The organism is Bacillus sp. FJAT-53060 (genome assembly GCF_037104745.1).
GTDB classification, from domain to species: Bacteria; Bacillota; Bacilli; order Bacillales; family Bacillaceae; genus Bacillus; species Bacillus stratosphericus_B.
The window spans coordinates 1-12,856 of sequence record NZ_JBAWSW010000024.1 but is presented as its reverse complement, the minus strand read 5'-3'; the positions used below and the strand labels follow the sequence as shown (position 1 = coordinate 12,856).

Sequence of the window (12,856 nt, the reverse complement as noted above, 5' to 3'; positions counted from 1 at the left end):
GTTTAAATAAAAAAGATTTATCGAGATTTGATAGACAACAAAAGGAGTCATTAAAATGCCAAAAAAAGAATTTGCTGTTATCGGGTTAGGACGCTTCGGCGGGAGTATATGTAAAGCATTAAGCGAAGAGGGACTTGAAGTGCTAGCTATGGATCTAAATGAAGATCGTGTAAACGAATATGCGCAAATCGCTTCGCATGCTGTCATTGGCGATTCAACAGATGAAACAGTTTTGAAAAATTTAGGAATGCGAAACTTTGATCATGTGATTGTTGCTATAGGCGAAAACATTCAGGCTAGTATTTTAACAACCATTATATTAAAAGAACTTGGAGTTAAACTGGTTACAGTAAAAGCACAAAATGATTACCATGAAAAGTTACTAAATAAAATTGGGGCCGATCGAGTTGTCCATCCAGAAAGAGATATGGGAAAACGTATAGCCCATAAAATCGTCACAAATAGTGTCATCGATTACTTGGAGCTATCTGATGAATATGGTCTAATTGAAGTTGAAGCAAACGGACATTTAGAAAATCAGTCATTACTTGACCTTGACATTAGAGCAAGATATCAAATCAATATTGTCGCTATTAAACGAGAGAAAGATGTGATTATTTCGCCGCTAGCTCATGAACAAATTCAGAAAAACGATATATTAATTGTGATTGGAGCAATGAAAGATATAGCACGTTTTGAAAGAAATGAATTACAAAGTCAATAAATCTAATTAAAAAGAAAGTCCACCATTGTAAGAACTAGGTACAATCGTACTATGGTTTGTTTCTAACTATTGATATAGGATTACAAGCTCGAGGGTGCAATGATTGTCCAATTTCATTGCACCTAAACAATTTGTATAACAACACAATGAATGGTTTGTATACGTTGTTTGAATAGGTACTTACTTCCAACGATACGTCTCCGAGGGAAGAACTTACTTATAAATCCTCTCTTTCACTGGTTGGTTAAAATACCTCTGAATATTATGAAGTATTCTTGATTGTTTAACCATCAATAATTCAAAGAGGGGACTATACTAGTATTAGAGTCATTAACCACCTACCGGAAGTTACAAGTATTCATTGGCACAGGCTAATGTTCCTAATGTGATGGACGGTGTCCCCGATGTGGAACCTTCGCCAAGAATTAAACCAGCGCATTATGATGTGATTATCACACGATTATTAATTATAGTTCCCGTAAGTAAGGTATTTAAACGTTTCAGTTGTGAAATGGATTATAACATAATCTAATATGGGGTATAATCAAAGTCAAAAATACCAAAATTAATTTTTTCATTGACTGAATGAAAAATTACATAGGATTCACGTCGTCGACTCAGAATGACAGCAGTTCTATTATTCATCAAACAGATCTAGCGACTTGATTTCTTTCAAAATCTGATATGAGAAATAGACTTATCCAATTACCAAGGTGCTATGGCAATGATTTAAAGAAGCTACGGACCACTCAATAGCTTCGCAACAAAGAACAGCCCACAATTCGAACATTAAGAAGCGAACTTTACTTTAGACGTCACTTAATACTGGTGGTTGAACAACCAATGTGATTGTAAACCATCAGAAATAAACTGGATACTGAAAAGAGTGCTTATTCATTTTGATCTCTATTAAACTTTTTGTTGACCTAGCTAAGCAATCTAATTATCTTCTCCACTAACAGAAAAAATGTAAGATGACCTGATGACCAGATTCTTTCAGGAAACTTTTCTTGACGTTGCCCAATTATAAAATTTTTTAGGCATGTAGATAACATAAACCCCATTTATATAGTTATTAAGAAGAAATAGAAGTCCGGCGAGATCGATAAAGCAGATAAAGAAAATAAGGTGCACCTACAGCAGCTGTAAAGACGCCAGCAGGAATTTCAATGGGCGAAAAAAGGGTACGTCCAATGATATCCGCAATCATAATCAATTCCCCCCCAAGTAATGCAGACACAGGAAGAAGTGCTCCAAACGAAGAACCAACAAGTCTTCTGGCCATATGAGGAGCCATTAATCCAACGAATCCGACTGTACCTGCCACCGAAACGGCACAGGCAGTTAAAACTATGCTAAGTAATAGAAGAAAAAAACGGCTTTTCTGAACGGAATTACCGACTCCAGCTGCAACATCCTTACCCAATGCTTGAATATTAACATGCTTGCTCATGAACAAACAGATGATTAACAAAATCACAACCATTGGAAGAATGAGTTGAAATTGACTCCAGTTAGTTCCATAAACAGATCCAGTAATAAATACATTTGCTTGTGAGGCACGATAGAAAGGCCCCTTAATCATGAGCAAACTGGTCATCGCCTGAGTAAACATAGAAAACCCAATACCTATAATAATTAAACGAAAAGTAGATAAACCATTTTGATAAGATAACATGTAAACAATAAACCCTACTAGTGATGCCCCAATAAACGCAGCGACAGGCAACCATGAAAGGCTAACAGAGAGTGTAGAACTTTTATCAGCAAATAACATATAAAAAAGTACGACGCCACATGAAGCTCCTCCTGTGATGCCGATAATGTCCGGTGAAGCAAGAGGATTACGAATCAACCCCTGTAAAATTGAACCAGCAGCAGCGAGACATACACCTGCAATAAAAGCAATGAGAATACGTGGCATTCGAAAAGACATGATAATCATCTCATCAAGCTTAGTACCGTAGCCAAATATCGCTTTTGTCGTTGAAAGAGGGTCAATGAATCGATCTCCTAAACAGGCACTCATTAAGATTGTGAGAGATGCAAATAGAAAGAGCAAAAGAATCACTAAGTTCTCTCTTTTTCCAGTTAAGAAAGAGATGCGTCCTTGAGCAAGCCGAATCGCTTGATGCTTCTTCATATGTCAAGCCTCCTTCTAGCAATGTAGACAAAGATAGGAAGTCCAATAATGGCTGTCATTACCCCTACAGGAACTTCTTCAGGCATAATGATATAACGTGCACCAAGGTCAGCAGTTACAAGCAGTATGGCACCCAGGAGCGCAGAGTAGGGGATAATCCACCTATGATCATAACCACCAAATAATCTAGCAAAATGAGGAATCATCATCCCAATAAACGAAATGGGCCCTGCGATGGCAACAGCACTACCTGCCAGCAAAATGATGCATACAGACATGGATAGTTTTAAAAGCGCTGTATTTTGTCCAAGACCCTTTGCTACATCTTCTCCCATTAGAAGCGTATTTATCTTTCTACCCAGAAAAAAACTTACCATTAAGGCAATGAGGATATATGGAATAATATCAAACAATAAATCCAAACTTCTCCCTTTAACAGAACCGGCTAGCCAAAACAGAACTTGTTCTAAAGCAGATTCATTCATAGCAAGCATGCCTTGTGTTAATGAAGAAAACATAGCTGTCATTGCTGCTCCAGCCAGCGTAAGCTTGATAGGAGTTAAACCTTCATTTCCTAAAGATCCTGCAATATAGACAATAGTTGCAGTGACAGCGGCCCCAATAAAAGCAAGGGTCATCATACCGGTAGAAGATTGTACGTTTAAAAAAAGCATTCCACCCACAACAAAAAAACCAGCGCCAGCATTGATACCAAAAATTCCTGGAGAAGCAAGGGGATTTTTGGTAAGTGCTTGCATGAGGCATCCAGCAACTGATAATGCAGCTCCAACCGTTGTTGCGATGAGTGCACGAGGAAGACGCGTATTTTGTACAATCAAATGCTCATTACTTCCATTGAACTGTGTAAAGGCTTGATAGACCAAAGCCCAAGATGTATTCGTATAGCCATAAACCACACTTGCGCAGTTAACAAGTAATAGTATAAAAATGAGGGCAAACAAGATGATCCATTTGACTTTCGATTGTTTTAATAACATTTTAGATAATCTCCTATTAGAATCAGATGTTACTAGTTAAAATTATACTAAATTAGGAATGAAAGTGAAAATCTTTTTCACTTTCCATTGACATAAAGAGGAACTAATTCTATTATCTAGTTGATAATAGCTATCAATTATAGGGGGAATGAACGTGAATAAACGAATGCCCATTATCATCATTAGTCTTATGGCCACCTTTTCATTACTTGTTGCATGCGGGAGTAATGCCACGTCATCAAGTGCAAAAGAAAAGGAAGTAACTACAAAAACAAGAAGTATTAAGCAAGCTATGGGAACAGCCCAAGTACCAGATAATCCAAAAAAAGTAGTCATTTTAACGAACGAAGGAACAGAAGCATTGCTATCCTTAGGTGTCAATCCTGTTGGAGCCGTTAAATCATGGAAGGGTGATCCTTGGTACGATTACATAGCTGACGATATGAAAGGAGTTAAGGATGTAGGGCTAGAAACAGAGCCTAATGTAGAAGCGATTGCCACCCTTGAACCAGACCTTATTATTGGAAACAAAGTAAGGCACGAAAAAATTTATGATCAGTTAAACCAAATTGCACCTACCGTTTTTGCTGAGAAGTTATCAGGTAACTGGAAAGAAAACCTTTTGTTATACGCAAAAACAGTCAATAAGGAAAAAGAAGGGACACAACTCGTTGCTGATTTTGATAAGCGTGTAGATTCTATCAGTCAGAAGCTTGGAAATCAAAAGGAAAAAAAGGTTTCTATTGTTCGCTTCTTAGCTGGCCAATCTAGGATCTATTATACCGATTCTTTTCCTGGTATTATTTTGAAAGATTTAGGCTTTAAACATTCTGAGAAACAAGAGAAACTTTTTAGTAAGCAGAAAGATAAATTCATGTTTGCGACCGATAGCAAGGAAAACATTCCTGACATGGACGGAGATGTACTGTTCTATTTCACGTATACAGCAGATGACAACAAAGAAAATATAGAATGGACAAATAAATGGACAAACGATCCATTATGGAAAAACCTCAAAGCTGTGAAATCCAAAAATGCATATGAAGTTGACGATATTGTATGGACAACCGCTGGTGGTATAAAGGCAGCAAACATGCTGTTAGATGATATAGAAACTTATTTCTTAAAGAAGTAACCAATATAAACAAATAAAGCTGTAAAAAAATGTGTAATTGGTAAATGCAGCATGGCTCTAAGGAACTCTTGGTTCAAAGTCAAAAAACACCTATAAATTATTTTCAGGTATACTATACCCGATTTTCAATTTAAAGGTGTTTTTTATTGAGCATGAATGTTTTTCTTATACAGATAATAATTCGGGCATAAGAGAGGATAAACAATAAATCCACTTTTACCTACAACCAAAACTTAAACTTGGACTCACTAGTTTACATAATATATATTCTAGGAAGTAAAAACAAAAAAAGAATTTCCTCTGTCTCACAATTAAGTATACTTATCTTATTGAGATAAAATCTAAAAAAACAAAATTCACCGTTCATTCGTCAGATTTTGTTTGTTGATTCAACAGGATTTTTCTCCAATCACTAGACTGGATTTAATGTCGTCACCGCCAATTCATACGTGATCTCCAATTGTGACTGTGATTTACGAAATTCAAAGCCTTTCGCAAATGTCAGTTGTCTTGTTTTTTTCAATCTGCCTTCAGCGTTTCGTCATTTTAAAAATAAAATTAAAACCTTTCATGAAGTGAAACAGTCCTATAGATGTCTGGATGTTTACCCTTTTTTTAAAGAGGGAAAGTAAAAGACTTTTCAAATAACTGAAAACGTGGTAAGATCATGAAAATAAAAAGGAAGGGGTGAGAAAAATGAAAAAAAATATGTGTCTAAAATTAGCTGTCTTATTCATAGCACTTGCAAGTTTTCATTTGTTCTCAATGCCTCATTCCGCTCAGGTATACCACCATGGGAAGGTGGTTGCTGATCAAGAATCACATGACATGAAAATCGTTCAGATAAAGGGCGATGAAAAGAAACAAAAACATGTGAGCGCAGTATTTGCCGCATTTACAGCCATGCTAATCATTGGCAGTATGACAGCTGGATTTGCACGCATCACTTATCCTGATCGATTTGACCGGAAAAAGAAGCATTTACTTGCAGTGTTCTATCAGTCTTCTTATTTCGGAGTAGCTCGTGTTTAACCCAACCATCTAGATCAAAACAAAAAATGGGAGGTTTTACACGATGTTATTTTTCTTAAGATTATTCATTCTAGGTCTATTCTCTGTCACTTCACTTTCTCTTTTCGTCTACCAAGGAATTGAAGTAGCACATGCCATCACGAGCATGTTTGGCAACCACGAGAGCTAAATGACCTGATCACAAAAAAGCCCCCTGTCGCAGGGGGGTTTCGTTTTGCTTATTTATTGTCATCTGTAGCAGGTTCAGGTGACAGAAGAACATAAGTGACTTCTCCCTGCTCCTCCTCATCTACAACGAATGATCCATTGCTATAACGATCATTCGCTCTTAGAGTAGAGATATCAAGCGGGATTATCGCACCCTTTTCCGTATTAATTTCAAGTATATCATGCAGTGATGCAGCGATCACAGCAACAATTCGGTGCGGATTTTTCTTTAATTCTCTCAGCATCAGAACTCCGCGTTTAGATCTTGTTGTTTTATCAAATTCAGAGAGGTTCATTCGCTTCACAGCACCTCTTTGCGTCGTCAGCACAAGGACAACGTTTTTCGGATCAATGATCTGTCCAGAGACGACCTCGTCTCCTTCCTTCAAGTTGATTCCTTTGACACCAGCCGCTCTCGGACCCACAACGCTTACTTCTTCTTCATCAAACCTTAATCCATAGCCATTTTTCGTTGCAATAAACAATTCTTGCTGGCCTGTTGTGACGTGAACATCCACGAGTTCATCATCACCTTTTAAATTCAAGGCGACGAGCGGTTTAGAATAGCGTTGCGCTTTATATTGAAGAAGCTCTGTTTTCTTCACCATACCGCCTTTAGTAAAGAAAACAAGATATGACGAATCATCAAATACTTTAATTGGAATCGCTTTTTGTATGGATTCATCACGATCAATCGAAATAATATTCGTAATATGCTGGCCCATGTCTTTCCAGCGTATATCTGGCAGCTGATGAACCGGACAATAAATGTAGCTCCCTTTATTCGTAAACAAAAGAAGAACATCCGTTGTATTCATATCAAACTGATGAATCAGCCGGTCTGTATCCTTCATGCCAAAGTCCTTCCCATTAGATGCGGCATAGGAGCGCTGGCTTGTCCGTTTGATATATCCATCCTTCGTCACCGTAACGTATACATCCTCTGACGCGATTATCACTTCAAGGTTAATCTTAATTTCCTCGATTTTTTCCTCAATGACAGATCGTCTCTCATCAGCATAAGTCTTTTTAAGCTTTTTCAAACTGGTCGTAATAACCTTTAGAAGTTTCTTCTCATTCGCTAAAATGTCTTCAAGTTCTGCAATACGCACGTCAAGCTCTCCTGCTTCATCTCTTAACTGGGTAATATCCGTATTCGTTAAACGATATAATTGGAGAGAAACAATCGCTTCTGACTGTGCTTCTGTAAAGTCATATTTCTCTATCAAGTTATTTTTCGCATCGCGCTTATCATTAGACGAACGGATTGTCGCAATGACTTCATCTAAAATAGAAAGTGCCTTAATTAAACCATCTACAATATGATGACGTTCCTTCGCCTTTCTAAGCTCATATGCTGAGCGGTTCGTCACTACTTCTTTTTGATGGACAATATAAGCGTCAAGTACGGTTGTGAGCGTCATCAAAGTCGGTCTTCGATTATGTATTGCCACCATATTAAAGTTATATGGGATTTGCAGATCTGAATTTTTATATAAGAAATTCAAGACACCATCTGCATCTGCTTCTTTTTTCAGCTCTACAACAATTCGAAGGCCGGTACGGTCAGTCTCATCTCGAACCTCTGAAATCCCTTCTACTTTTCTTTCTATTCGGAACTCGTCCATCTTTTTAACAAGGTTGGCCTTATTGACTTCATAAGGAATTTCTGTGATCACGATTTGCTGACGTCCACCACGGATGGTTTCGATCTCCGCTTTTCCGCGAATCATAATCTTCCCTTTTCCTGTTTCGTATGCCTTCTTAATGCCGTCCACACCTTGAATAATACCGCCTGTTGGGAAATCTGGCCCTTGGATGACCGTCATTAAATCCTCAACCGTACAATGAGGCTGTTCGATTCGTTTAATGACTCCATCAATCACTTCTCCCAAGTGATGCGGAGGGATATCGGTCGCATAACCAGCTGAAATCCCTGTTGATCCGTTCACTAGAAGGTTTGGAAACATCGCTGGTAATACAACAGGCTCTTTGCTAGTATCATCAAAGTTTGCGACAAATTCGACTGTTTCTTTATCTAAGTCCTTTAAAAGCTCTGAAGCAATCGCAGAAAGCTTTGCTTCCGTATAACGCATGGCAGCAGGCGGATCTCCGTCAATACTTCCGTTATTCCCATGCATTTCAATCAGCACATTTCGCACTTTCCATTCCTGGCTCATTCTCACCATTGCTTCATAAACAGATGAGTCACCGTGGGGATGGTAGTTACCAATAACGTTACCGACAGTTTTGGCAGCTTTACGGAAGTTTTTATCTTGCGTGTTTCCTTCCATATACATCGCATATAAAATTCTTCGTTGTACAGGCTTTAACCCATCACGTGCATCTGGAAGCGCACGGTCTTGGATAATATATTTACTATAACGACCAAACCGGTCTCCAATCACTTCTTCTAACGGTAAATCATGAAATCGTTCTTGTTGTGCCATGTTTAGACCTCCTCAGCTAGCGACAAGTTTTCATTTTCAAGAATATTGCTTTCCTCATCAAGTCCAAAGGCAACATTCTTTTCAATCCATTTACGGCGGGGTTCTACTTTGTCTCCCATAAGCGTCGTGACGCGGCGTTCCACTCGTGCAGCATCATCGATTTTTACCCTGACAAGTGTTCTCGACTCTGGATTCATTGTCGTTTCCCACAGCTGGTCGGCATTCATTTCACCTAAACCTTTATAGCGCTGAATCGTATACCCTTTTCCAACTTTCTTTAGTACGTCATCCATTTCTTCATCAGACCAAGCATATTCAATGACTCCTTTCTTCCCTGATGCTTTGCTGACTTTATATAAAGGCGGAAGTGCAATAAACACTTTTCCATGCTCAATCAGCGGCTTCATATAGCGGTAGAAGAAGGTAAGAAGCAGAACTTGGATATGTGCGCCATCCGTATCAGCATCTGTCATGATGACAATTTTGTCATAATTGATGTCTTCTACATTAAAATCCACACCGACTCCTCCACCTATGGCATGGATAATGGTGTTGATTTCTTCGTTTTTGAAAATATCAGCAAGCTTTGCTTTTTCTGTATTAATGACCTTTCCTCTAAGCGGGAGCACCGCTTGGAATTTTCGGTCACGTCCTTGCTTTGCTGACCCACCCGCTGAGTCACCCTCTACAAGGTACAGTTCATTTCTTGCTGGGTTTCTAGATTGAGCAGGTGTTAATTTCCCACTTAACGTCGCTTCGGACTTCTTCCGTTTCTTGCCGCTTCTGGCTTCTTCTCTTGCTTTTCTGGCAGCTTCTCGTGCCTGCTGCGCTTTAATGGCCTTTTTCACAAGAAGGGTCGCCGTCTCCCGGTTTTCTTCAAGGAAATAAGCGAGTTTTTCAGAAATAACGGCATCAACAGATGATCGAGCTTCACTTGTCCCAAGCTTTCCTTTCGTTTGCCCTTCAAATTGCAGCAGTTCTTCAGGAATCCTGACAGAAATAACAGCAGACAGCCCTTCACGTATATCAGTACCTTCTAAATTTTTGTCTTTTTCTTTTAGAAGAGCTACTTTGCGTGCATATTCATTAAAGGCTCTCGTCATCGCCGTTTTTGCACCAGACTCATGCGTACCGCCATCTTTTGTTCTAACGTTATTGACAAATGAGAGGATATTCTCTGAATAACCATCATTGAATTGAAAAGCAAGATCTACTTCAATGGACTGATGATCACCTTCAAACGAGATCACTTCACTTAGTACATCTTTTTCCTCATTTAAATAAGCAACGAACGCTTCGATGCCTGTCTCATAATAAAAGGTTTCTTGTACATCATGTCGTTCATCGATTAGCTCTATTTTTAATCCTTTAAGTAAGAAGGCTGATTCTCTTAAACGTTCTGATAATGTATCGAAATTATAGGTGGTGACACTGAACGTGGTTCGATCTGGCTTAAAATGAATCAGTGTTCCTGTTTTCTTCGTTTTCCCGACTTTTTCAAGTGATGTGACTGGCTTTCCGCCATGTTCAAATCGCTGGTGATAAATAAAGCCATCACGTTCAATCGTCACGGTGAGCCATTCTGAAAGTGCGTTTACAACAGACGCCCCAACCCCGTGAAGTCCACCACTTGTTTTATATCCACCTTGCCCAAATTTTCCGCCTGCGTGCAGGACAGTTAAAATGATCTCAGGTGTCGGTTTTCCAAGCTTATGCATACCAGTAGGCATTCCTCGTCCTTTATCTTGGACCGAAATGCTGTTATCTTTATGTATTTTGACAATGATATGATCTCCATGGCCAGCGAGCACTTCATCGACTGAGTTATCTACAATCTCATAGACTAGGTGATGAAGACCGCGTGAATCCGTAGAACCAATATACATCCCTGGACGTTTACGGACTGCTTCAAGTCCCTCTAGCACCTGAATAGAATCATCGTTATAATCTACTTGCTGCTTTTTAACCAAATGCTTAATCCCCTTTCACTAACAAACAGAACTGACTAATCATCAAATGATCTCTCTAGATTTTAATGATGATCATGCTGCTTATTACTGTCAACTTTAATAAGCTGCATCATCACCATACATGTGCGATTCAGCTATACTTGCTCTTTTGCACGGCTATGAGAATGGTTCTGCAATCAGAACTAGAAGTCCATTATAAACAAGACTGTTTCATAAGCCAAATGCAATCATATAATGGTTTTAGCAAAACAGAACAGATGTTCCATATCTATCTTATCGCTCTTTTTCTCGATATGCAAGGTCATCGATATATCCCTGTCGCCTTATTTTATCGTTTTCTTCTAGAATCGCAAATATATTTCTGCAACAAAAAAGCAAAAATCCTTGAAAAACCAAGGATTTTTGACGATTTAATGAGTTTTTGTCATGACATGAGCCACTTTAATGCATAAATCCATGATGGCCACCTTACCTTTTTCCTCAATCAGCCTTTTCGCTTCTTCATGATATACGCCTTGCTGTCCCCAAAAAACAGGGGCATCTATTTCAAGAAATTCCTCTGCAACCTCAGCCAAAAATTCTGACCGTCTAAAGACATTGACAATATCAATAGGTTCTTTTATGTCTTTTAAAGAGGCAACGGCTTTCACACCAAGGGCTTCATCAATCGTTGGATTGACGGGAATGATGTCATAACCGGCATCCTGCATAGCTTTTGAGACCATATAGGACGTTCGGTGCGGCTGATCTGACAAACCAACAACAGCTATTCGTTTGCTGCTTTTTAGTATACGACCAATTTCTTGTTTAGTAGGATGATTCATCCAGACACTCCTTTTCTTCTATTTTAACGAATTTCTTCCTAAATACAAAGCTGAATTCCTCTCCCTTCTATTTTTTCAAAAAAAGATCGCCATGTTTTTCATAAGATCATGTTAAAATGTAAGACAAGAGGGAGAATATAAAGGAGTTATGCAGATGTTAATTGCTTTGATGTTTATTTTGGCTTATCTTATTGGCAGTATTCCATCAGGTCTCATTGTCGGAAAAGCTGCAAAGGGAATCGATATCCGGGAACATGGCAGCGGGAACCTAGGTGCTACGAATGCATTCCGTACACTTGGGGTAAAAGCAGGGTCTATCGTTATTTCAGCTGATATTTTAAAGGGGACTCTTGCTTCAGCTTTACCGTTTTTCATGCAACTGGACATTCATCCCTTACTAGCAGGAGTTGCTGCTGTTATCGGCCACAGCTTTCCTGTCTTTGCAAAATTTAAAGGGGGAAAAGCGGTCGCTACATCAGGCGGCGTGTTGCTATTTTATGTCCCGTTCTTATTTATCACGATGATCGCTGCTTTTTTCTTATTTTTATACATTAGTAAATATGTTTCTTTATCATCAATTCTGACTGGGATCTATACTTTCATTTACAGCATATTCACCCAAGACCTATTCTTAATTATTGTTGTAGCCGTTCTTGCTGGCTTTGTGATCTACAGACACATCGCCAATCTCAAACGAATTCTCAACAAAACTGAACCTAAAATCAAATGGCTCTAGCCGTTTATAATATGTGGTAAAAGTGAAAAGCTGTTTTTGCATCCTGCATTTTAAAACAGCATGACTTCAAAAAGGGGCGATCACATTGAAATTAACCATCAAAGATGATGCACTGAATTGGTACAAGGATGAACTAGATTTAGAAAAAGGTGATCATGTTCGCTTTTTTGTGAGATATGGCGGGTGCAGTAATGTACAAAAAGGCTTTTCTCTAGGCGTCGCAAAGGATGAACCTCAAAATGCCGGCGCAACTGCTGAAATAGAAGGCATTACTTTCTTCATTGAGGAAAGTGATATTTGGTATTTTGACAACCATGATCTGCATATTGATTATAACGAGTCCGTGAAAGAACCAGAGTTTCACTATGAATAAACAAAAAAGATACCTCATCCCTCTGAAGTGCACCCCAAATATTAGACACAGTCTAACATTTAGAGGTGCTTTTCTTTGGCTAAATTTACAATTGAAGATAAAATCAAAGCGGTAAAACGATACCTCATTGACCGTGGGAGCTTGCTTAGAATTGCAAAACAGATTGGCGTGAACAAAAGTATACTTCAATATTGGGTCAGAAAGTATCAATATCATGGCGAAAAAGCTTTTTCAAAGTCATATACAAATTATCCAGTCCGATAT

Annotated in this window: 13 protein-coding genes; 8 read left to right on the top strand and 5 right to left on the bottom strand. The window is 38.7% G+C overall.

Annotated elements, in window-relative coordinates; genetic code table 11:
- Positions 1-55 precede the first annotated feature (55 nt).
- Both WAX46_RS10160 and WAX46_RS15840 read left to right on the top strand, forming a co-directional pair.
- Positions 56-724, top strand: a complete 669-nt coding sequence (locus WAX46_RS10160) for a potassium channel family protein (protein WP_226567870.1) — start codon at positions 56-58, stop codon at positions 722-724.
- Positions 725-1,017: 293 nt separating this feature from the next.
- On the top strand, positions 1,018-1,113 hold the full coding sequence (locus WAX46_RS15840; protein ID WP_442895667.1) for a multicopper oxidase domain-containing protein: 96 nt from the start codon (positions 1,018-1,020) through the stop codon (positions 1,111-1,113).
- A 686-nt stretch (positions 1,114-1,799) separates the two neighbouring features.
- Here the strand turns inward: WAX46_RS15840 and WAX46_RS10155 are convergent.
- Positions 1,800-2,867 carry a FecCD family ABC transporter permease gene (locus WAX46_RS10155; RefSeq protein ID WP_336493823.1) on the bottom strand — a complete coding sequence of 356 codons (1,068 nt, stop codon included), beginning with the start codon at positions 2,865-2,867 and terminating at the stop codon, positions 1,800-1,802.
- A complete protein-coding gene (locus tag WAX46_RS10150; protein ID WP_226567872.1) occupies positions 2,864-3,865 on the bottom strand; it encodes a FecCD family ABC transporter permease in 1,002 nt (333 codons plus the stop codon). The genes WAX46_RS10155 and WAX46_RS10150 overlap by 4 nt, the downstream gene beginning before the upstream one ends.
- A 154-nt stretch (positions 3,866-4,019) precedes the next feature.
- Between WAX46_RS10150 and WAX46_RS10145 the strand changes: the two genes are divergently transcribed.
- The 3 genes from WAX46_RS10145 (at position 4,020) to WAX46_RS10135 (ending at position 6,201) form a co-directional block, all read left to right on the top strand.
- Positions 4,020-5,000, top strand: coding sequence for an ABC transporter substrate-binding protein (locus WAX46_RS10145; RefSeq protein WP_336493821.1), 981 nt, complete (start codon positions 4,020-4,022; stop codon positions 4,998-5,000).
- A 696-nt stretch (positions 5,001-5,696) separates the two neighbouring features.
- A complete protein-coding gene (locus WAX46_RS10140; RefSeq protein WP_226567874.1) occupies positions 5,697-6,032 on the top strand; it encodes a hypothetical protein in 336 nt (111 codons plus the stop codon).
- A gap of 43 nt (positions 6,033-6,075) precedes the next feature.
- The gene (locus WAX46_RS10135) at positions 6,076-6,201 is read left to right on the top strand and encodes a hypothetical protein (protein ID WP_264188695.1); all 126 of its coding nucleotides are present in this window, start codon (positions 6,076-6,078) and stop codon (positions 6,199-6,201) included.
- Positions 6,202-6,250: 49 nt separating this feature from the next.
- Here the strand turns inward: WAX46_RS10135 and parC are convergent, their stop codons facing one another.
- The 3 genes from parC to WAX46_RS10120 form a co-directional block, all read right to left on the bottom strand.
- A complete protein-coding gene (parC, locus tag WAX46_RS10130) occupies positions 6,251-8,689 on the bottom strand; it encodes a DNA topoisomerase IV subunit A (protein ID WP_226567875.1) in 2,439 nt (812 codons plus the stop codon).
- 2 nt (positions 8,690-8,691) lie between these two features.
- Positions 8,692-10,659, bottom strand: coding sequence for a DNA topoisomerase IV subunit B (parE, locus tag WAX46_RS10125; RefSeq protein WP_226567876.1), 1,968 nt, complete (start codon positions 10,657-10,659; stop codon positions 8,692-8,694).
- Between the two features lie 410 nt (positions 10,660-11,069).
- Positions 11,070-11,483: a CoA-binding protein gene (locus tag WAX46_RS10120; RefSeq protein ID WP_226567877.1), complete on the bottom strand. Its 414-nt coding sequence runs from the start codon at positions 11,481-11,483 to the stop codon at positions 11,070-11,072.
- A 154-nt stretch (positions 11,484-11,637) separates the two neighbouring features.
- Here WAX46_RS10120 and plsY point away from each other — a divergent pair, with 154 nt between their 5' ends.
- From plsY to WAX46_RS10105, 3 genes are all read left to right on the top strand, one after another.
- Positions 11,638-12,219 carry a glycerol-3-phosphate 1-O-acyltransferase PlsY gene (gene plsY, locus WAX46_RS10115; RefSeq protein ID WP_226567878.1) on the top strand — a complete coding sequence of 194 codons (582 nt, stop codon included), beginning with the start codon at positions 11,638-11,640 and terminating at the stop codon, positions 12,217-12,219.
- 85 nt (positions 12,220-12,304) lie between these two features.
- Complete coding sequence (locus WAX46_RS10110) at positions 12,305-12,592, top strand: HesB/YadR/YfhF family protein (protein WP_226567879.1); 288 nt, start codon at positions 12,305-12,307, stop codon at positions 12,590-12,592.
- A 75-nt stretch (positions 12,593-12,667) separates the two neighbouring features.
- A partial coding sequence (locus WAX46_RS10105) for a transposase (RefSeq protein WP_336493791.1) occupies positions 12,668-12,856 on the top strand: 189 nt, incomplete at its 3' end.